Source organism: Methylobacterium sp. 275MFSha3.1 (assembly GCF_900108435.1).
Lineage (GTDB): Bacteria > Pseudomonadota > Alphaproteobacteria > Rhizobiales > Beijerinckiaceae > Methylobacterium.
Genome location: NZ_FNWP01000015.1, coordinates 124,187 through 143,874 on the forward strand (window position 1 = coordinate 124,187; position 19,688 = coordinate 143,874).

Genomic DNA, 19,688 nt, shown 5'->3' on the forward strand with positions numbered 1-19,688 from the left:
TTTTTCGTGGAGCGCCTTAAATGGGGCTTCCGCCCCGGTCTGACCAGCCCGGAGGCCTGGATCCTCAGCGCGGCGGCGCGGCGGCCGGCGCGCCCGCCGCCGCCTTGGCGGCGGTCACGAAGGTGCCGGCGAAGGGGCGCCCGTCGGCGGTGCTGGCCTCGCAGGTGATCGCGGTGCGCCCGGCTTCCGGGGTCGAGAAGCGGCAGGCGCCGATCGCGAGGATCGGGGCGCCGTCCTTGCCCGTGGTGACGACGTTGATCGGCTGCAGCGGATCGGTCTCCTCGGTGGCCTCCTGCTGGGCGCCGTTGCCGCTGAAGCTGAGGGTCTGACCGTCGGAGGTCGTGAAGTCGAAGCTCGTGCGGTTCCGGCTCACCGCGTTCGTCAGGACGTTGCTGCAGGCCGCGCTCAGGTCCTGCGTGCCGATGACGAGCTTCTCGCAGGTCCCTTCCAGCCGCAGCGCCGCCTGCGCGCGGGCCGCGGAGGGCAGGCTGACGAGGGCGCAGAGCAGCGCGAGGCGCAGGCTGTTGGTCATGGCGTGTCGGGCATCCTCCGGTTGAGAGCCGAACTAGGCGCGCCGCGCACGCCGTCGAGGGGCACGGCGCCCGGACCGGCGCGACGGGAGGTGTGTCGCGGACGCGCCGAACGCCCTCAACCCAGCCGCACGGGCGCGGAAGGGACGCCGGGCGGGGCGGCCCGCTAGCCCGCAAACCGCAGGGCCCGGTCGTTCGGCGCGGCGAGGTCGAGGTCCGGCCCGAGGGGCACGATCCCCGTCGGATTGATGGTCGGATGGCTCTCGTAATAGTGCCGCTTGATGTGGGTGAGGTTCACGGTCGGCGCGACGCCCGGCAGCGCGTAGAGGTCGCGGAGGTAGTTCGACAGGTTCGGGTAGTCGGCGATCCGGCGCCTGTTGCACTTGAAGTGCCCGACATAGACCGCGTCGAACCGCACCAGCGTCGTGAACAGCCGGATGTCGGCCTCGGTCAGCCGGTCCCCGCAGAGGTAGCGGCTCCGGTCGAGGCGCGCCTCGAGCGCGTCGAGTTCCGCGAACAGGGCCTCGAAGGCCTGGGCGTAGGCCTCCTGCGTGGTCGCGAAGCCCGCCTTGTAGACGCCGTTGTTCACGCGGTCGTAGACGCGGCCGTTCACGGCGTCGATCTCGGCGCGCAGGTCCGGGGGATAGAGGTCGGGGCCGGTGCCCCCGAAGGCGTCGTTCAGCATCCGCAGGATCTCGGCGGATTCGTTCGACACGATGGTGGCGCGCTTCCGGTCCCAGAGGGTCGGGACGGTGACCCGGCCGCTGTAGGACGGGTCCGCCGCCAGGTAGACCTCGTAGAGGCGCCGGGCGCCGTGGATCGGGTCGGGCGTCGCGCCCGGCGTGTCGCCGAAGACCCAGCCCTCCGCGCCCATGTGCGGGTCGACCACCGAGACGGAGATCGCGTCCTCCAGCCCCTTGAGCGTCCGGCCGATGAGCGTGCGGTGCGCCCACGGACAGGCCAGGGACACGTAGAGATGGTAGCGCCCCGGCTCGCCGCGGAAGCCGCCCGCGCCGGAGGGGCCCGCCGACCCGTCGGCGGTGACCCAGTTGCGGAAGGCCGAGGCCTTGCGCTCGAAGCGGCCGCCCGTCGCGGCGGTGTCGTACCACTGGTCGCGCCAGATGCCGTCTACGAGGAGGCCCATCGTCGTCTCCGCCTGTCCGAGAGGTCCGACCGAGATGGGCCTCGCGCGGTCGGTGTGAAGGGACGCGTCCGCCCGCGAACGCCACGCAAGGCAGGCCTGCGCCCGCCTGTCTGTTGCGGTGCAGCAAAGTCCGCCATGTCTCGCGTCACCCACCCGTCGCCGTGCGCGTGCCGCAGCTGCCCGACCCGGTGGGGGATCGATGGAGGTGAAGTGATGTCGTTCGCGCTGGTGCCCGTCGCCGAGGCGGCCCTGTTCACGTTCGGGTGCCTGGTGATCCACGCTCTGCGGCGCCACGCCGACGTGGTCACCGCGACGCTCGCGTGCCTCGCGACGCTCCTCGTCCTGATGATCGGCATCGCCTGCGCGCCGGAATCCTTCGCGAAGTATCAGGCGGCGAGCGTCGCCGACTTCGCCCGCCTGGATCAGGCCATCTACTGAGGCTTCGCCCCGCGGCCGACGGCGTCGAGGCCGCCGGCCCGGAGCTTCGCGAGGCGGCCGCCGGTCCCGCGCTGGCCGGCGACGGCCACGTCGAAATCGTCCTTCGGGAGCTTGGCGAGGAAGCGCTCGGCGATTTCGAACAGAAGGATGTCGGCGCGGACCCGCTCGATATAGGCCCAGTCGAGGCTCGACGACCAGACGAAGTGCACCTCGCTGAAGCTCTCGGCGAGTAGCCCGGTCAGCAGGAACGGGTCGAAATGGGCGCAGGAATCGCCGAACAGGACGAGCCGGCGCGGATCGGCCGCCGGTGACGCGTTCCGGTAGACGACATGCGCGCCGACATGCACCTCCCGGTCGCGCCCTTCCGCCTCGTAGGCGGCGAGCAGCGGCCCGGTCTCGACCCGCGACGCGTCGCGCTGCAGCATGAACCGTTCCAGGCGCTCGCGCGGCCGCTCCGGCAGCTTCTCGCCGAGATCCATGAGCTGGTCCGAGACGATGCCCGGACGCGCGGCGATGTCGGCCGGCGGGATCGCCCCGAGCGCCCGCATGATCGCGCGGTAGGCCAGCAGGCAGCCCTGCGCGGTCCAGTGCGTGTCGGTGCGCAGGTAGAGCGGCACCGGCCCGTTCCGGGCGGCGCGGAGCGGGGCGAGGAGGTCGAGATAGGCCGGATGCCGGGCGAGGCTGCGGGCCAGACGCCGGGTCGAGGCCTTGCCGGGGGCGTAACGCAGGCCGTCGGTCTTGTCGTCGTAGACCGATAGCTTCTCCGGCACGATCACGTGCAGGCAGCGGATGCCGAGGCTCTCGGCCCGCCGCGCGCGGGCCTTGATCAGCCGTGTCCAGCCGCGCAGCAGCAGCCAGTGCCGCAGGCCGCCGCGATACCGGTCCATGACCCGGTTGGTCCCCCCCGTGAGGAATAACCAGCCGTCGCGGCCGACATGTACGCTCTCCCTGCCTGCAGACATGACGGTGCTTTAGCCGCACTGCGAGCGGGCGACTAGGCCGGACCCGGCACCGGGACCGCGCGTTCGTCAGGCATGACGCCCTCCCCTGCCCCGGCCGTCCAGACCCGCGATCGCCCGGAGCTGCCCGGCGGCCCGGAGCCCATCCGCCCGGCGCGGCTGTGGCGCCCGCGCCGCGTGCTGGTCATGCCCGCCGCCCTGGAGCACGCCCACGGGCGCGCCATGCTGGCCCGCGCCGAAGCGCTGGGCCTGCCGGTGGAGCGGCTGGCGTCCAACCGCCTGCCGAGCCCGCGCGAGCCGGATCCTCGGCGCGCCTACGCGGCCGCCAAGGCGACCCTCGCGCTGACAGTCGCCCCGCCGACCAAGCTGCGACTGCAGCCGATCCCCCCCTCGGCCGACTGGCGCTTCGATCTCGCCGAGGGCTGCCCGGCCCATTGCCAGTACTGCTACCTCGCGGGCTCTCTGTCCGGGCCGCCGGTGACCCGCGCCTACGCCAATCTGGCGGCGATCCTCGACAACCTCGCGGACTATGCGGGGCGCGGCGCGGTGACGTCGGCCTCCGCCGAGCGGGCGCGGGAGGGGACCACCTTCGAGGCGTCCTGCTACACCGACCCCCTCGGCATCGAGCACCTGACCGGCTCGCTCTCGGCGGCGATTCGGCATTTCGGCGCCTGGGACGCTCCGGTGCAACTGCGCTTCACCACCAAGTTCGCCGCGGTCGAACCGCTCCTCGACCTGCCGCACAACCGGCGCACGCGCATCCGCTTCTCGGTCAATCCGCGGGCGGCCGCGCATTACGAGGGCGGCACCGATTCCCTCGACGCGCGGCTCGCCGCCCTGGCGGCGGCGGCGCGGGCCGGCTACCCGGTCGGCCTGACCGTCGCGCCGATCCTGCCGGTCCCGGACTGGGAGGACGCCTATGCCGGGCTGGTCCGCGCCGCCGCCGACGCGCTGGCCGGCGTGCCCGATCTCGACCTCACCGCCGAACTCATCACCCACCGGTTCACGCCGGGCTCGAAGGCGGTGCTGCGCGGCTGGTATCCCGGCTCGGACCTGCCGCTGGACGAGGCGGAGCGCGTCGAGAAGCGCACCAAGTTCGGCTCGGTGAAGCACGTTTTCCCGAAGCCCCTGATGCAGGCGATGCGCGCCCATCTCACCGCCTGCCTCGCCCGCGACCTGCCGGCGGCGCGGGTCCTGTACTGGACCTGAGCGCCCGCGGGCGCCATCTGGCCCCGATGACCGACACGGACCCCCTGATCCTGACGCTCGCCTTCGACGAACCGACTTTCGCGCGGTTCGACGGCGAGCGGCGCCGCCACTTCCCGGAAGCCCTGAACCGCATCCCGGCGCACGCGACCCTGTTCCACCACCTGCCGGGCGACCGGGAGCGGGGCGTGATCGAGGCGATCACCGCCCTCGCCCGCACGGTGCCGCCGCCGGAGGTCGCGGTGACCGGCCTGCGCTTCACCGGCCGCGGCGTCGCCTACGCGCTCGACTCCGACGCGCTGGCGCGCTTCCGGGGCCGCCTCGCGCAGGAATTCGCGGCCCACCTCACCGCCCAGGACCGGCAGGGCTGGCGCCCGCACGTCACGGTGCAGAACAAGGTGTCGCCGGACACGGCCCGGGCGCTGCACGCCGACCTGTCGGCGGGGTTCGTGCCGTTCCGGTTCACCGCCCCCGGCACCCTGCTCTGGCGCTACCGCGGCGGCCCCTGGGACGCCGTCGCCCGCCTGCCCTTCGGAGAGAATGCCTGATGGATGTCGACGCGCACCGGGAGACCGCGCCATGAGGGCGCCGGGCAACCTGCGGCAGAACCGGCTGATCGAGCCCGCGATGGCGGTGTGGCTGCGGTTGCGCCTGAACGAGGTCGGTCCCCTCGTCGCCCTGCTCTGCCTGAGCATCCTCGGCTACGGGTTCTTCTACCTCGCCCACGAGGTCGGCGAGGGCTCCACCGCAGCCCTCGACCGGCGGATCCTGCTCGCCCTGCGCAACCCCGCCGATCTCGCCGACCCGATCGGGCCGCCCTGGCTCGAGGAGGCGATGCGCGACATCACCGGGCTCGGCAGCGTCTTCACCGTGCTGTTCCTGACCTGCGCGGTGGCGGCCTATCTCGGCGTGTCCGGGCGCCGACGCATCGGTCTCTACGTCCTCGCCGCGGTGGGGAGCGGCGAGCTGGTCTCGACGGTGCTGAAGATCTTCTACCATCGGCCCCGGCCGGACCTCGTGCCCCACGGCATGGAGGTGTTCACGGCGAGCTTCCCGAGCGGCCACGCCACCATGTCGGCGATCGCCTACCTGACCCTGGCGACCCTGATCGCCCGGATCGAGCGCAACCGCCGCGCCAAGGCGCTGGTCCTGGCGCTCGGGGTCAGCGTGACGCTGCTCGTCGGCATCAGCCGCATCTATCTCGGCGTGCACTGGCCGAGCGACGTCCTGGCCGGCTGGTGCATCGGCGCCGCCTGGGCGTCCCTGTGCTGGTTCGTCGCCCTGCAGCTGCAGCGCCGCGGCGAGGTCGAGGCGCCCGACCCGCCGCCGCCCGTCTGAGGCCGCCGTTAAGGTAAACAGACGGTTAAGGTGGACGGGCGGGGGCGGTCCGGGCTGGATGGCGGTTGTCCCCGCAACCGAAACCGTCAGGGTCAGACGATCGTGGTCGAGCGCCGCCGCACTGCCCGACGCCGCGTCTGCCTGGGCGGGCGGCTGCGCGTCGCGGCCTTCCTCCCGGAGATCGACTGCACGGTCCGCGACGTGTCCCTCGACGGGGCGCGGGTCCGGCTGCCGGCGGAGGCCGTGCTCCCCGACAGCGTCGAGCTGTTCATCCCCTGTCGCGGCGAGGCCAGGCGCGCCTTCGTGGCCTGGCGCGCGGGCGAGTCGGTCGGCCTCGGCTTCGCCGAGACCCGCGCGGCGACGGAGCCCGAGGCGGTCGCGCGCCGGCTCGCCGCCAGCGAGGCGGAGGTGGCGCGTCTGCGCGCCGCGCTCCTCGACGGAAACAGCCACGAGCTGGGTCGCGTTCACTGAGGGCGCGGTCCCGCCATCCGGCGGCTCCCGGCGCGGGCGGCGCCCCGGGCGCGGCCCTCCCGATCCGGCGACACGGCGAGGCACATGGCGGACGACACCCGGCTCTCACGACGCACTCTCCTCGCGGCAGGGGGCGCCCTGGCCGGCGCCGCGGCCGGCGGCGGCGCGCAGGCCGCCCCGCCGGCCGCGGCGCCGGCCCCTTCGGTCCCGGCCGATACCGGCGCCGTGCAGGGCGGAAAGGTGATGTTCCCGAACTGGCGCGGGCCGGGCGACCGGCCGCCCGCCCCGAGCCCGGCGCCGCAGCCGCCGGGCCAGCGCGTCGGCTACTGCGTGGTGGGTCTCGGGCGCCTGAGCCTCGACGAGATCCTGCCGGCGTTCGGCGAGAGCAAGCGCGCCCGTCTCGCGGCGGTGATGTCGGGCTCGCTCGACAAGGCGAAGCTCGTGGCGCGGCAGTACGGGCTGCCGGACGACGCCGTCTACGGCTACGACGCGTGGGATCGGCTGAAGGCCAACCCCGACGTCCAGGCGGTCTACATCGTCACGCCGAACGGCGTGCACCGGGACAACGTCGTGGCGGCCGCCGCGGCCGGCAAGCAGGTGCTCTGCGAGAAGCCGATGGCGGTGACCTCGGACGAGTGCCGGGAGATGATCGCGGCCTGCGCGAAGGCCGGCGTCAAGCTGATGATCGCCTACCGGTGCCAGTACGAGCCCCACAACCGGGCCGTGATCAAGCTCGCGCGTTCGGGCGAGTTCGGCCGGCCCCGGCTGATCCAGGCCTTCAACGGCCAGACCACCGGACTGCCGGAGCAGTGGCGCCTGCGCAAGGCGCTGGCGGGCGGCGGCTCGCTGCCGGATATCGGGCTCTACTGCCTGAACACCGCCCGCGCGGTTCTCGGCGAGGAGCCGAACCTGATCCAGGCCCAGATCTACGCGCCGCCGGACGATCCCAAGTACCGCGAGGTCGAGGAGACGGCGAGCTTCACCCTCCACTTCCCGTCCGGCGTGATCGCCCAGTGCCTGACGAGCTACGGGGTCTACGAGGCGCGGAGCCTGACCCTGCACACCGGGACCGCCTCCGTCGATCTCCAGAACGCCTTCGCCTACCAGGGCCAGCGTCTCTACATCGGCCACCGCGACGGCAGGAACGCCGCCCGGGACGAGAAGGTCCTGAGCCCGAAGAACCAGTTCGCCCTGGAGCTGGACCACTTCGCGCGGTGCATCCAGGAGAACCTGCGGCCCCGCACCCCCGGCGAGGAGGGGCTGCAGGACCAGGTCCTGATGGAGGCGATCTACGAGGCCGCCCGCACCGGCGCGCCGGTCAAGGTCGGCCCGCCCCCCGGCGCCGGTCCCGGCCTCGACGTGACGCGCGGGCCGGAGCCGGAGGAGCCGTCCTAAGGTGCCTCAGAACGGCAGCAGGATGTCGACGAGCTGCTGGCCGTAGCGCGGCTGCTGCACGTCGGTGATCTGGCCCCGGCCGCCGTAGGCGATGCGCGCCTGGGCGATCTTGGCCGAGTCGATGGTGTTGTCGGACTCGATGTCCTCCGGCCGCACCACGCCGGCGACGATCATCTCGCGCACCTCGAAATTGACCCGGATCTCCTGCTTGCCCTCGACCACGAGGTTGCCGTTGGGCAGGACCTGGGTCACCACCGCGGCGACGTTCGTCAGGACGGACTCGGTGCGCTGGACCGAGCCGGCCCCGTCATTGGCCATGGCCGAGGTGGCGGAGAGCAGCGCGGTGCTTCCGACGCCGAAGGACTTGCCGACCGCGTTGTTCTCCAGGCCCAGGGCGTTGGGCAGGCCGAAGCTCTCGGTGTTGGCCCGGGAGCGCTTGGTCTCGTTGCTGATGTTCGCCTGGTCGGTGACCTTGACCTTCACGGTCAGGATGTCGCCGAGCTTGGCGGCGCGCTGGTCCTTGAAGAAGGCGCGGGAGCCGGTGCGCCACAGCGAGTTCGGCGCGTACGAGACCGGCTGCACGTCCGGCATCGGCATCCGCACCGGCTTGTAGCCCGGCTGCGCGGTCGGGTCCTCGATCGCCGACAGCGCCGGGGTCAGGCCGACCTGCGAGAGGCGGTCGGCGGTGTTGCAGGCGCCGAGCGCGCCGGCGATCAGGGCGGCGGCGAGCGGGTTCAGGACGGTGCGACGGGCCATCGGGCTATCACTCTTCGACGCGTGCAGGGCGGGCGGTCAGCGCAGGGAGGCGGTCGCCTGGACGGGGGCGGCGCCGGCGGCCTGCCGGGCCGCGGGGCTGGGGCTCACCGAGACCCGGCCGGGGCCGATCACGGTGGCCTGCAGGACCTTCTTGGAGGCGACGTTGACGACGTTGACGACGGCGCCCATCCGGCCGGAATCGTTCGACAGGCCGCGCATCGACAGGCTGATGCTCGGCGTCTCGTACACGATGGTCACGTTCTCGCCGCGGGCGACCAGGTCGGGCGGGGCCGTGTCGGTGACCCGCAGCACGGTGCCGGCCGTGAGGGTGTTCTGCGCGACCTCGCCGAGGATGGTCGTGACGCTGCCCTGCGCGTCGGGGGCGACGGATTCGCGCGGGCGCCGCTCCAGGGCGACGTCGCCCTCTCTGACCGGCTCGCCGCGGTTGAGGTTCCGGGTGAGCACCGCCACCTCGCGCAGCTCCACGACCACGCCGGAGACGCGCAGCGAGACCTGCCGCTCGCCCAGGGTGACGAGGCCCGCGACGCGGCGCGTCCGCGAATCGTAGGTCAGGTCCAGGGCCGCGGCCTGCCCTTCGAGGTCCAGCGGCGCCAGCAGGGTCGGCCCGTCGCCGTCGAGGCGGACCGCGATGTTCTGGGCGTTGAGCCCGTAGCCGGTCTCGAGGCCGCGCTTGAGCGCCGCCTCGATCTCCGGCGGCCCGAGGCGGCGGGCGGCGCGCTGCACGGCGATCTGCAGCCGGCCGCCGGTCTCCAGGCCGCTGAGGCCCAGGGCGGAGGCCGCGTCGAGGATGCGGCGGGTCTGGATCGTCCCGGTGGCGCCGAGGCTGGGCGCGCGGAACAGCGGGCGCGTGGCCAGGCGCTCGGGCGCGCCCTCGACGAGATCGGCCAGCGTCAGGACGTCGCCGCGGGCGGTGACGTCGCCGCGCAGCCGCAGGCCCTCCGCCCGCGCCATGGCCGGGATCGCCAGGGCGCCGAGGGCCGCGAAGGTGAGGAAGGCCAGCAGCGCGCGCAGGATGACGGCGGCGCCGAGGGGCATCACCCGCCGCGGGACGCGCCGCACGATCGGGCTGATGTCGTCCCCGGCCCCCGCGGCGATGCGGGGCAGGTCGAGGGTCCCGAAGTCGGGATCGAGCGGGTCGGGATGCATGCCGGCATACATGTTCAGGGACCTGAAGCGGGGTGCGGGTCGCGCGGTTAGCTGCGGAACATCTGCGTGGTGGTGGAGAGCATCTGGTCGGCGGCGGTGACGACCTTCGAGTTCATCTCGTAGGCGCGCTGCGCGGCGATCAGGGACGAGATCTCCGTGACGGCGTTCACGTTCGCCTCCTCCAGGTAGCTCTGCTGGAGGTTGCCGAAGCCGTCGGCGCCCGGCAGGCCGCTGATCGCCTGCCCGGAGGCGGCGGTCTCGACGAACAGGTTGTCGCCGATCGACTCGAGGCCGACCTTGTTGACGAAGCGCGAGAGCTGGAACTGGCCCAGCGCCTGCGGCGCCGTCTGGCCCGGGATGTTCGCCTGCACGACGCCCGTGGCGCTGATCGTCACGGACGTCGCGTTCTGCGGCACGGTGATCGCCGGATCGAGCAGGTAGCCGTCGCGGGTGACGAGCTGGCCCTGGGCCGAGAGGTCGAAGGAGCCGTCGCGGGAATAGGCGGTCCGGCCGTCCGGCAGCGTCACCCGGAAGAACCCGTCGCCGCGGATCGCGACGTCGTAATCCTTCTCGGTCGAGGACAGCGTCCCCTGCGACATCACGCGGGCCGTCGAGGTGGTCTTCACGCCCGAGCCGAGGCTGAGGCCCGCCGGGAGCTGGGTGTTCTGCTGCGAGGTCGAGGCGCCGGCCCGGCGCATGTTCTGGTAGAGCAGATCCTGGAAGTGCACCTGCTGGCGCTTGTAGCCGGTGGTGCGCAGGTTCGCGATGTTGTTGGAGATGACCTGGACGTTGAGTTCCTGGGCCGCCATGCCGGTGGCGGCGGAGTAGAGGGCGCGCATCGGTCAGGCCTCCTCAGGCGACGTCGGCGAGGCGGCGGATCGCCGTGCCCCGCAGGTCGTCGAGGCGCGAGATCATGCTCGACACCATGGCGTAGGTCCGGTTCACGTCCATGAGCCGGGTCATCTCGATCACCGGGCGGACGTTGGAGCGCTCCAGCGACTCGGGTTCCAGGCGCCCGTCGATCCCGGCGGGGCGGGCGGGCTCCGGCGAGGCGTAGAGGTTGGTCCCCTCGTTGGTCAGCCGCTGCGGGTTGGCGAAGGTGACGAGCTTGATCCGCCCGCGGATGCCGAGGTTGGTCGACACGGTGCCGTCGGGGCCGATGGCGAGGCCGGTCTCCTGCGGGTTGATGCTGATCGGGCCGCCCTCGCCCACGACCTTGTAGCCGTCGCTGGTGACGAGCGTGCCCTGCGCGTCGAGCTCGAAGGCGCCGTTCCGGGTGTAGCGCTCACCCTGGGGCGACTGCACGGCGATGAAGGCCGAGCCCTTGACCGCCACGTTGAGCGGGTTGCCGGTCTGCTCGATCGGGCCCTGCCCGAGGTCGAGGCTGGTGCCCTGGTCGATGACGTAGGACAGGCGCCGGTCGGGCCGGGCGAACGAATCCGCACTCGCCACCGGCATCAGGTATTCCTCGAAGCGGGTGCTCCGCGCCTTGAAGCCCGTGGTCGAGACGTTCGCCATGTTGTTGGCGATCACGTCCAGCTCCCGCTGGAGCGCCATCTGGCTCGACACGCCGACGAAGAGGGCATTCTGCATCGTGGACTCTGGGACTCGCGGGCCGCGGAGGCGGCAACGATCCATTCAGCATCCGCTGTGCCAAACCCGTCTGCGGCAAATTTTAGCGGTGTGACAGGGACTTGGTTAGCGACGCTCGCGTGTCGTGGCGGCGCGGGGGCTGCGCCGCGGCAAACCTGACCCGGCAGGAATTGCCTCCTTAACGGCGCGTTAACCGTGATGCTCCGATATCCAGGTGTACCTGGCGCGCGGTCTCCCGCGAGAGAGCATTATTCCATGGCCAAGACGCCGAAAAAGGCCTCCGCCGAGGACGGCGAGGCCAAAGCCGAGGGCGCCCCGAAGGGCAAGAAGAAGCTCATGATCATGGTGGCCCTCGCGGTCCTGATCGCGGGCGGCGGCGCGGGCGCCTTCCTGATGATGCGCGGCGGCGGCCAGGGCGACGGCAAGGAAGCCGCGCAGGGCGGCGGCCATGGCGGCGGGCACGGCGACGCCAAGGGCGCCGGCCCGGACGCCAAGAAGGCCGTGGTCTTCGTCGACGTGCGCGAGATGCTCCTCAACCTCTCTCCCGAGCTTCCCCAGGACAAGGCCAAGTACGCGAAGGTCCGGATCTCGCTGGAGCTGAAGGACGCCAAGGTCGAGGAGGAGGTGAAGCCCCTGATGCCGCGGGTCGAGGACGCGCTGCAGGTCTACATGCGCGAGCTGCGCGCCAGCGACATCACCAACTCGATGGGCCTGTTCCGGCTGCGCGAGGAGCTTCTGCGCCGGATCAACATCGCCCTGTACCCCGCCAAGGTCGACGCGGTGCTGTTCAAGGACGTGATCGTCCAGTGAGCGCGCCCGCGACCCTGCCCCGTCCATCGCGCGCCGCGCCGCGCCGGGCCCCGATCGAGCACGCCTGATGGAACCCGAGGACGAACTCCCCGAGGACGACTGGTCTGCAGCCCTCCTGGAGCAGGGGGCCGAGGGCGGCGACACGTCGCTGGCCGAGGAGTGGGGCGCGGCGCTCGCCGAGCAGGGCACCACGCGCAACGCGGGCGACGTCGCCGCCGAATGGGCGACGATGATCGAGGACGGGGAGAGCGACAACCTCCCCGAACTCGCCGGCAACGACCGGGTGCTCAACCAGGACGAGATCGACGGCGTCCTCGGCTTCTCGATGCGCGAGCTCTCGGCCTCCGGGGCCGGGGGCGTGCAGGCCATCGTCGATTCGGGCGTCGTCCAGTACGAACGCCTGCCGATGCTGGAGATCGTCTTCGACCGGATGATCCGGTTGCTGTCGACCTCCCTGCGCAACCTGTTCCAGGACAACGTCGAGGTGACCCTCGACAACATCACCTCGGTGCGCTTCGGCGACTACCTGAACGCGATCCCGCTGCCGACGCTGCTGGGCGTGTTCCGGGCCGAGCAGTGGGAGAATTCCGGCCTCGTCACGGTCGACTCGAACCTCGCCTACGCGACCTTCGACCTGCTGCTCGGCGGCAAGCGCGGCGGCTCGTCGAGCCGCCTCGACGGCCGGCCGTTCACCGCCATCGAGATGACGCTGGTGCGACGCCTCGTCGAGATCGTGCTGGGCGACCTCGAGATGTCGTTCCAGCCGCTCTCGCCCGTGAGCTTCGGCATCGACCGGATCGAGACCAACCCGCGCTTCGCCACCATCACGCGGCCCGGGAACGCCGCGATCCTGATCAGCCTGCGCCTCGACGTCGACGGGCGCGGCGGCATGCTGCAGATCCTGTTCCCGTACGCGACGATCGAGCCGATCCGGGAGCTGCTGACCCAGAGCTTCATGGGCGAGAAGCTCGGCCGCGACCACGTCTGGGAGGGCCATCTCGCCACCGAGATCTGGCAGGCCGACGTGACCATGGACGCGGTGCTGCACGAGATGATGCTGCCGCTGAAGCAGGTCATGAGCCTGAAGGTCGGCGAGACGCTGATGTTCGAGGCCAAGCCCTCGGACCTCATCACCGTGCGCTGCGGCGACTGGGCGCTGACGCAGGGGCGGATCGGCCGGGTCGACGGCCACATCGCCGTCCAGGTCACCCGGCCGCTGCGCCGCTCGCGCACGACGATCCAGGCCTACGAGGCCTCGATGAACAACCGCTCGGACAACTAGTGCCGATGAGGGTCCGGTCATGAGTCTCTTCGTCACCCTCGCGGCCGACATCCTGGTCGCCGTCCTCCTGGCGGCGACCATCGTCACGTCCCTCCGGCTCTCGCGCCGCATCGGCCAGATGAAGGGCGACGAGGCCGCCCTCCGCCAGACCATCGGCGACCTGATGGTCGCGACCGGCACGGCCGAGCGGGCCATCGCGGGCCTGCGGGCGGCGATCGACGAGGGCGACCGCACCCTGAACGCGAGCCTGGAGACCGCCACGATCCGCGCCGGCGAGCTGCGGCTGCAGGTCGAGGCCGGCGAGGGCGTGATCACCCGCATCGGCGCCATCGTGGCGCAGATGCGCGCCGTGCCGGTCCGTCCCGAGCCCGCGCCGGAGCCGCGGCTCGCGCCGCAGGCGGTCCCCGAGCCGATGCGCGCGCCGGAGATCCCGGCCGAGCGCCGGCCGGAGCACGCCAGTCCGAACGGGGAGCGCCTCGGCGTGGCGGCCGCGGCGGCGCTCGCCATGAGCGAGCGCGCCCTCGCCCGCGTCCGGGCGCGCGCCGCGTGACCGGGGTCAAGGCCCCGAAGATCCCGCCGCCGAAGCCGGATCCCGAGGAGCGGATACGCCGCGCCGCGACGCCCGAGCGGCGCGCGCGCCGGAAGCCCGTCCGGCAGTTTCGGCTGCGCCTCATCGACGCCGTGGCGCTCGCGGCCGGTGGGCTGCTCGTGCTCAAGCTGCTCAGCCTGCTGCAGGCCGGCCTGCCGGAGAGCGCGGCGCTGCCGGAATACGGGCGCGCGGTCGCCCGGGCGCGCACCGGCTTCGAGCCCTTCGATCCGGTGACGACCGGTTCGGTGGGCGCCAAGGAGGCGCCGGCAGCCGCGCCCGAGCAGCCTTCGGCCCCTCCCCTGGCCCCGGCCCAGTCCGCACCGCCCGCGGCCGGGAGCTCGGCCTCGCCCACCGAGCGCCTGCTCCTGGAGAAGCTCGGTGCCCGGCGCGACGCCCTGCGTCAGAAGGGCGACGAGCTCGAGCTGCGCGAGAAGATGCTGGGCGAGGCCGAGCGCAAGCTCGAGACCGGGCTCGGCGACCTCAAGAAGGCCGAGGACAAGGTCGACGCCGTCGCGAAGGCGAAGGAGGACGCCGAGAAGCAGGCCCTGAAGAACATCGTCACGATGTACGAGGCGATGAAGCCCAAGGACGCCGCCCGGGTCTTCGACCGGCTCGGGCTCGACGTGCTGGTCCCGATCGTGCTGGCCATGAACCCCCGCAAGATGTCCGAGGTCCTGGCGGTGATGCAGCCCGAGACCGCCGAGCGCCTGACCGTCGCCCTCGCCAACCGCGCCCGCGGCGCGGCCGGACCGCAGGCCCAGGCGGGAACGGGGCTCCCGGCGAACGAGCTGCCGGCGATCGATCCCGGGGCGCCGCTGCGCTAGGTCCGGGCCCGGCCGGACGCAGGGCCGACCTTCCGGGACCGCCGGCCGGCCCGTCCGGCCGCGTCGTGCCGGCCCGGCCCGTGCGGCGTCCGCGCGGGCTAGGGTCCGGGGCCGGGCGCGCTATAAGGGGCTCATGTCAGAGGCCGATCCCCAGCCGCTCCTCGCCGTCGAGGACCTCTCCGTGGCGTTCCGCGCGCGGGAGGGCGAGACCGTGGCGGTCGACGGCGTCTCCTTCACCATCCGCCGCGGCGAGACCGTCGCGCTCGTGGGCGAATCGGGGTCCGGCAAGTCGGTGACCGCGCTGGCGATCCTGCGCCTGCTCGACGGCTCCGCCCGCCAGGACGGGCGGATCCTGTTCGCGGGCCGCGACCTCGCGCGGCTGCCCGAGCGGGCGATGCGGGACGTGCGCGGCGCCGACATCACCATGGTGTTCCAAGAGCCGATGACCTCGCTGAACCCGCTCCACACGATCGAGCGGCAGATCGGCGAGGTGCTCGGCCTGCACCGCGGCCTCGCCGGCAAGGCGGCCCGCCGCCGGATCCTGGAGCTTCTGGAACTCGTGGGCCTGCGCGACGCCGAGCGGCGCATGGGCGCCTACCCGCACGAGCTCTCCGGAGGCCAGCGCCAGCGCGTGATGATCGCCATGGCCCTCGCCTGCGAGCCGGACCTCCTGGTCGCCGACGAGCCGACCACGGCCCTCGACGTGACCGTGCAGGCGCAGATCCTGGCGCTGCTCGCCGACCTGCAGAAGCGCCTCGGCATGGCGATGCTGTTCATCACCCACGATCTCGGCATCGTCGAGCGGATCGCCGACCGCGTCTGCGTGATGCTGAAGGGCAAGATCGTGGAGGCCGGCGCCACCAAGGCCGTCTTCGCGGATCCGCAGCACGCCTACACGCGCCGCCTGATCGCCTCCGAGCCGAAGGGCCGGGCCAACCCCGTCCCGGTCGACGCCGCCCCGCTCCTGGAGGCCGGCCCCCTGAAGGTCTGGTTCCCGCTGAAGTCGGGTCTGCTCCGGCGCGTCACCGGCCATGTCAGGGCCGTGGACGGCGTCTCCCTGCGGGTCCGGACCGGCGAAACCGTCGGCGTCGTCGGCGAGTCCGGCTCGGGCAAGACAACCCTCGGCCTCGCCCTCCTGCGGCTCACGGGCTCGGAGGGCCCGATCGTCTTCCTCGGCAAGGCGATCGACGGCTACGGCGCGGCGCAGATGCGCCCGCTGCGGAAGGACATGCAGGTCGTCTTCCAGGATCCCTACGGCTCCCTGTCGCCGCGCATGTCGGTGGCCGACATCGTCGCCGAGGGACTGGTGGTCCAGGGCACGGCGCGCTCCCGGGCGGAGCGCCGGGCCGTGGTCGCCAAGGCGCTCACCGATGTCGGGCTCGATCCGGCCGCCATGGACCGCTACCCGCACGAGTTCTCCGGCGGCCAGCGCCAGCGCATCGCCATCGCGCGGGCGATGGTGCTCAATCCCCGCTTCGTCGTCCTCGACGAGCCGACCTCGGCCCTCGACCGCTCGGTCCAGGCGCAGATCGTGACCCTGCTGCGCGACCTCCAGCGCGAGCGCGGCCTCGCCTACCTGTTCATCAGCCACGACCTGAAGGTGGTGCGGGCGCTCGCCAACTACGTGATCGTCATGCAGAACGGCCGCGTGGTCGAGGAGGGCGCCGCGGAGACGATCTTCGCGAACCCCCAGACGCCCTACACCCGCGCCCTGTTCAAGGCCGCCTTCGCCCTCGAGAGCGACGCCCCCGCCGAGCTGGAGCCCGCCTGACCGTGGCGCGGGCGCTCATCATCGTCCTCGATTCCGTGGGCATCGGCGGGGCCCCGGACGCGGACACGTATGGCGATGCCGGGTCCGACACGCTGGGGCACATCGCCGAGCGCTGCGCGGAGGGCCGCGGCGACCGGGCGGGGCTGCGCGCGGGCCCCCTGCGCCTGCCCCACCTCGCCGAACTCGGGCTCGGCCTGGCCGCCGCCGGGGCCTCGGGCCGGATCCCGCCGCACCTCGCCCCGGCCGGCCCGCCGCGCGGCGCCTACGGCCACGCGGTGGAGACGGCCGCCGGCAAGGACACGCCCTCCGGCCACTGGGAGATCGCCGGCCTGCCCCTGACCGAGCCCTGGGGGCATTTCCCCGACACCCGGCCGGCCTTCCCGCCGGAGCTGATCCGCGCGCTCGTCGCCGAGGGCGGCCTCCCGGGCATCCTGGGCGACTGCCACGCGCCCGGGGTCGCGATCATCGACGCGCTGGGCGCCGAGCATCTCCGGACCGGCCGGCCGATCTGCTACACCTCGGCCGACAGCGTGTTCCAGATCGCCGCCCACGAGGAGGCGTTCGGGCTGGAGCGGCTCTACGACCTGTGCCGAGTGGCGCGCCGCCTGTGCGACCCCTACCGCGTCTGCCGGGTGATCGCCCGGCCGTTCGTGGGCTCGCCGGAGGCGGGCTTCCGCCGGACCGGCAACCGCAAGGATCTCGCCGTCGCCCCGCCCGGGCGCACGCTGCTCGACCGCGCCGAGGCGGCCGGCCGCGCGGTCGTGAGCGTCGGCAAGATCGGCGACATCTTCGCCCACCGCGCCACCGGCCGCGAGATCAGGCCGGGCCCGAACGCGGCCTGCGTGACCGCGGGCCTCGACGCGCTGGCGACGCTGCCGGAGGGCGGCCTGATCTTCGTCAACCTCGTCGATTTCGACACGGAGCACGGCCACCGCCGCGACGTGCCGGGCTACGCCGCGGAGCTGGAGGCGTTCGACGCCCGGATCCCCGAGATCCTGGCGGCGCTGGCGCCGGGCGACCTCGCGGTGATCACGGCCGACCACGGCAACGATCCGACCTGGACCGGGACCGACCACACCCGCGAGCAGGTCCCGGTGCTGGCCTTCGGCCCCGGCGTGGCCGGCCGGCCGATCGGCCGGCGGGAGACCTTCGCGGATATCGGCGCCACCGTGGCGGCCCAACTCGGCCTCGCCTGGGACGGGGCCGGAACACCGTTCCTGTAGGGAGGACACGACGTGCGGGACGACGACGACCGGCCGCGCAAGGCCGTTGCCCACGAGATCGGGCAGCCCCTCGACACGCTCTCGCTCGGGGATTTCGACGAGCGCGTCGCGCTCCTGCGCGCCGAGATCGCCCGGCTCGAGGCGGCGCGGGCCGCCAAGCAGGCGGCGCAGGGCGCGGCCGACGCGTTCTTCAAGCGGGGCTGAGGCTTGGACCGGCGCGAAACCCTCGCCGCCCTGCGGCGCGGCGATCTCGGCGGCGCGCGCGAGCTGCGGCTGCCCGATGGCCTGACGGAGGTGCCGCGCGAGGTCTTCGCCCTCGCCGACACCCTCGAGGTGCTCGATCTCGGCCGGGGCAGCCTCACCGACCTGCCGGACGATCTCGGCCGCCTCCACCGCCTGCGCGTGCTGTTCTGCTCCGGCAACCCGTTCGCGCGCCTGCCGCCGGTGCTCGGCGCCTGCCCGGCGCTGAGCCAGCTGGGCTTCCGCGGCTGCGGCATCCGCGAGGTCCCGGCGGAGTCGCTGCCGCGCGACCTGCGCTGGCTGACCCTGACCGACAACGCGATCGCGGAGCTGCCCGCCGCCCTCGGCGAGCGGCCGCGCCTGCAGAAGCTGATGCTGGCGGGCAACCGGCTCACGGCGCTGCCCGACAGCCTGTCGGGAGCGGACGACCTCGAGCTGATCCGGCTCGCCTGCAATCGCCTCGCGGCGATCCCGCCCTGGCTCGCGCGCCTGCCCCGCCTCGCCTGGATCGCCTATGCCGGCAACCCCGCCGAGCCGGCGACGGCGCCGGTGGCGGCCCCTGCGGTGCCGTGGACGGACCTGACCCTCGGCGACCTGCTCGGCGAGGGCGCCTCGGGGCGCGTCCACCGGGCGCAGTGGCGGGGGCCGGCCGGCGGGGAGGACGTGGCCCTGAAGCTGTTCAAGGGCGCGATGACCAGCGACGGCCTGCCCGAGCGGGAGATGGAGGCCTGCCTCGCCGCCGGGACGCACCCGGCCCTCACGGGCGCGCTCGGCCGGCTCGAGGGCCATCCCGACGGTGCCCGCGGCCTGCTGCTCCGGCTCCTGCCGGCGCACTGGCGCGCGCTCGCCGGGCCGCCGAGCCTCGCGAGCTGCAGCCGCGACGTCTACGACCCGGACCTGCGCCTCGGCGCCGACACGGTCCTGCGGATCGCCCGCGCCGTGGCCGAGGCGGTGGCGCACCTGCACGGGCGGGGCCTGCTGCACGGCGACGTCTACGCCCACAACACGCTCTGGGATGCCGGGACCGGCGCGGCCGTGCTCAGCGATCTCGGGGCGGCCTCGGCCCTGCCGGACGGGCCGCAAGGCGCGGCGCTGGCGCGGGTCGAGGTCCGCGCCGTCGGCATCCTGATCGGCGAGCTGCTCGACCGATGCGCGGCGCCGCCGGACTCCCTGCGCGCCCTGGCGCAGGCCTGCACCGGGCCGGATCCCGACGGGCGGCCGGGCCTCGGTGCGGTGATCGCCGAGATCGGGCGGCTCCAGGCCTGATCGCGCGGCCTCGACCGGTGCCGGGAGCGGTCCGCTGTCTCAGTCGGGGATATCGCCCTGCCCGCGCGCGACCACGGCGAACAGGTCGCCGAGGGCCGCGAGGCTCGCGGCCTGAAGCTGGGCGGCCGGCACCACGGCGCCGTCCGGCCCGGGCAGGTCCCGCGTCGCCGTGGCGGCCGCCACGACGGTGGGGCGGAATCCGAGGTTGAAGGCGCTCCGGGCGGTGGAGTTGACGCACATATGCGTCATGAAGCCCGCCAGGACGACGTCCTTCACGCCGGCCTGCTCGAGCCGCGCCTGGAGGTCGGTGCCCACGAAGGAGCTCGGATAGGCCTTGGTGATCACCGGCTCGTCGCCCTGCGGCGCCACCTCCGGGCTGATCTGGCCGATCGGGGCGGTCACGTCGTAGGGCGAGCCCGGCCCGGCATCGTGGCGGACATGGATCACCGGGATCCCGGCCTCGCGCGCCCGTCGCAGGAGCGCCGCCGCCTCCCGGAGCGCGGGCTCGACGCCGTCGAGCCGCATCACGCCCTCCCGGTAGGTCTGCTGCAGGTCGATCATCACGAGCGCCGAGCCCCTGAGCGGGGCCGGCGCGGGGCTCAGGCCGGACAGGCCGCGCAGGGTTGCCGGATCGGACATCGGCGGTTCCTCCCGTGGGGCCGCCTCGGAGGCGGCTCTCTGAGCCC

General features: G+C 73.3%; 22 protein-coding genes. 14 read left to right on the forward strand and 8 right to left on the reverse strand.

The annotated features are described in order from the left end of the window. Positions 1-64 precede the first annotated feature (64 nt). Positions 65-532 carry a hypothetical protein gene (locus BLW78_RS18820; protein ID WP_020093640.1) on the reverse strand — a complete coding sequence of 156 codons (468 nt, stop codon included), beginning with the start codon at positions 530-532 and terminating at the stop codon, positions 65-67. A 164-nt stretch (positions 533-696) separates the two neighbouring features. Next, positions 697-1,674, reverse strand: a complete 978-nt coding sequence (locus BLW78_RS18825; RefSeq protein WP_091681349.1) for a glutathione S-transferase family protein — start codon at positions 1,672-1,674, stop codon at positions 697-699. Between the two features lie 213 nt (positions 1,675-1,887). Between BLW78_RS18825 and BLW78_RS18830 the strand changes: the two genes are divergently transcribed. Further along, complete coding sequence (locus BLW78_RS18830) at positions 1,888-2,112, forward strand: hypothetical protein (protein WP_042671783.1); 225 nt, start codon at positions 1,888-1,890, stop codon at positions 2,110-2,112. On the opposite strand, the gene BLW78_RS18835 is transcribed toward BLW78_RS18830, so the two are convergent. After that, positions 2,106-3,074, reverse strand: coding sequence for an alginate O-acetyltransferase AlgX-related protein (locus tag BLW78_RS18835; protein WP_091681351.1), 969 nt, complete (start codon positions 3,072-3,074; stop codon positions 2,106-2,108). The genes BLW78_RS18830 and BLW78_RS18835 overlap by 7 nt on opposite strands. A 72-nt stretch (positions 3,075-3,146) precedes the next feature. Between BLW78_RS18835 and BLW78_RS18840 the strand changes: the two genes are divergently transcribed. The 5 genes from BLW78_RS18840 to BLW78_RS18860 all read left to right on the forward strand — a co-directional run bounded on the left by BLW78_RS18840 (position 3,147) and on the right by BLW78_RS18860 (position 7,481). Further along, positions 3,147-4,280: an SPL family radical SAM protein gene (locus BLW78_RS18840; RefSeq protein WP_348272456.1), complete on the forward strand. Its 1,134-nt coding sequence runs from the start codon at positions 3,147-3,149 to the stop codon at positions 4,278-4,280. A gap of 26 nt (positions 4,281-4,306) precedes the next feature. Further along, positions 4,307-4,825 (forward strand): 2'-5' RNA ligase family protein, encoded by a 519-nt coding sequence (locus BLW78_RS18845; protein ID WP_091681352.1) that lies wholly within the window; start codon positions 4,307-4,309, stop codon positions 4,823-4,825. A 31-nt stretch (positions 4,826-4,856) separates the two neighbouring features. After that, the gene (locus BLW78_RS18850; protein WP_091681354.1) at positions 4,857-5,615 is read left to right on the forward strand and encodes a phosphatase PAP2 family protein; all 759 of its coding nucleotides are present in this window, start codon (positions 4,857-4,859) and stop codon (positions 5,613-5,615) included. A gap of 102 nt (positions 5,616-5,717) precedes the next feature. Beyond that, positions 5,718-6,086 (forward strand): PilZ domain-containing protein, encoded by a 369-nt coding sequence (locus BLW78_RS18855; protein WP_091681355.1) that lies wholly within the window; start codon positions 5,718-5,720, stop codon positions 6,084-6,086. A gap of 84 nt (positions 6,087-6,170) precedes the next feature. After that, positions 6,171-7,481 carry a Gfo/Idh/MocA family protein gene (locus tag BLW78_RS18860; protein WP_091681366.1) on the forward strand — a complete coding sequence of 437 codons (1,311 nt, stop codon included), beginning with the start codon at positions 6,171-6,173 and terminating at the stop codon, positions 7,479-7,481. A gap of 6 nt (positions 7,482-7,487) precedes the next feature. Here the strand turns inward: BLW78_RS18860 and flgH are convergent, their stop codons facing one another. The 4 genes from flgH to flgF are packed head-to-tail and all read right to left on the reverse strand — an operon-like array spanning position 7,488 to position 10,997. Beyond that, positions 7,488-8,237, reverse strand: a complete 750-nt coding sequence (flgH, locus tag BLW78_RS18865; protein ID WP_020093631.1) for a flagellar basal body L-ring protein FlgH — start codon at positions 8,235-8,237, stop codon at positions 7,488-7,490. 36 nt (positions 8,238-8,273) lie between these two features. Continuing rightward, positions 8,274-9,416, reverse strand: a complete 1,143-nt coding sequence (gene flgA / locus BLW78_RS18870) for a flagellar basal body P-ring formation chaperone FlgA (protein ID WP_170855185.1) — start codon at positions 9,414-9,416, stop codon at positions 8,274-8,276. Between the two features lie 35 nt (positions 9,417-9,451). Continuing rightward, the gene (flgG, locus tag BLW78_RS18875) at positions 9,452-10,243 is read right to left on the reverse strand and encodes a flagellar basal-body rod protein FlgG (RefSeq protein WP_020093629.1); all 792 of its coding nucleotides are present in this window, start codon (positions 10,241-10,243) and stop codon (positions 9,452-9,454) included. A 13-nt stretch (positions 10,244-10,256) separates the two neighbouring features. Beyond that, entirely contained in the window at positions 10,257-10,997 is a 741-nt protein-coding gene (flgF, locus tag BLW78_RS18880; protein WP_042671790.1) for a flagellar basal-body rod protein FlgF, read from the reverse strand. Positions 10,998-11,252: 255 nt separating this feature from the next. Here flgF and fliL point away from each other — a divergent pair, with 255 nt between their 5' ends. The 8 genes from fliL to BLW78_RS18920 all read left to right on the forward strand — a co-directional run bounded on the left by fliL (position 11,253) and on the right by BLW78_RS18920 (position 19,002). Continuing rightward, positions 11,253-11,807 carry a flagellar basal body-associated protein FliL gene (gene fliL / locus BLW78_RS18885; RefSeq protein ID WP_020093627.1) on the forward strand — a complete coding sequence of 185 codons (555 nt, stop codon included), beginning with the start codon at positions 11,253-11,255 and terminating at the stop codon, positions 11,805-11,807. Positions 11,808-11,871: 64 nt separating this feature from the next. Continuing rightward, the gene (fliM, locus tag BLW78_RS18890) at positions 11,872-13,089 is read left to right on the forward strand and encodes a flagellar motor switch protein FliM (RefSeq protein WP_091681367.1); all 1,218 of its coding nucleotides are present in this window, start codon (positions 11,872-11,874) and stop codon (positions 13,087-13,089) included. Positions 13,090-13,108: 19 nt separating this feature from the next. Next, complete coding sequence (locus tag BLW78_RS18895; protein WP_091681369.1) at positions 13,109-13,639, forward strand: DUF6468 domain-containing protein; 531 nt, start codon at positions 13,109-13,111, stop codon at positions 13,637-13,639. Beyond that, a complete protein-coding gene (locus BLW78_RS18900; RefSeq protein WP_244526980.1) occupies positions 13,636-14,502 on the forward strand; it encodes a MotE family protein in 867 nt (288 codons plus the stop codon). The genes BLW78_RS18895 and BLW78_RS18900 overlap by 4 nt, the downstream gene beginning before the upstream one ends. A gap of 133 nt (positions 14,503-14,635) precedes the next feature. Continuing rightward, on the forward strand, positions 14,636-16,273 hold the full coding sequence (locus tag BLW78_RS18905) for an ABC transporter ATP-binding protein (protein WP_091681371.1): 1,638 nt from the start codon (positions 14,636-14,638) through the stop codon (positions 16,271-16,273). 2 nt (positions 16,274-16,275) lie between these two features. After that, positions 16,276-17,496: a phosphopentomutase gene (locus BLW78_RS18910; RefSeq protein ID WP_091681373.1), complete on the forward strand. Its 1,221-nt coding sequence runs from the start codon at positions 16,276-16,278 to the stop codon at positions 17,494-17,496. Positions 17,497-17,508: 12 nt separating this feature from the next. After that, positions 17,509-17,700 (forward strand): DUF1192 domain-containing protein, encoded by a 192-nt coding sequence (locus BLW78_RS18915; protein ID WP_091681374.1) that lies wholly within the window; start codon positions 17,509-17,511, stop codon positions 17,698-17,700. Positions 17,701-17,703: 3 nt separating this feature from the next. Next, complete coding sequence (locus tag BLW78_RS18920) at positions 17,704-19,002, forward strand: leucine-rich repeat-containing protein kinase family protein (RefSeq protein WP_091681376.1); 1,299 nt, start codon at positions 17,704-17,706, stop codon at positions 19,000-19,002. Positions 19,003-19,041: 39 nt separating this feature from the next. Here BLW78_RS18920 and BLW78_RS18925 read toward each other — a convergent pair whose 3' ends face one another. After that, on the reverse strand, positions 19,042-19,641 hold the full coding sequence (locus tag BLW78_RS18925; protein WP_091681377.1) for a cysteine hydrolase family protein: 600 nt from the start codon (positions 19,639-19,641) through the stop codon (positions 19,042-19,044). Positions 19,642-19,688: the final 47 nt, after the last annotated feature.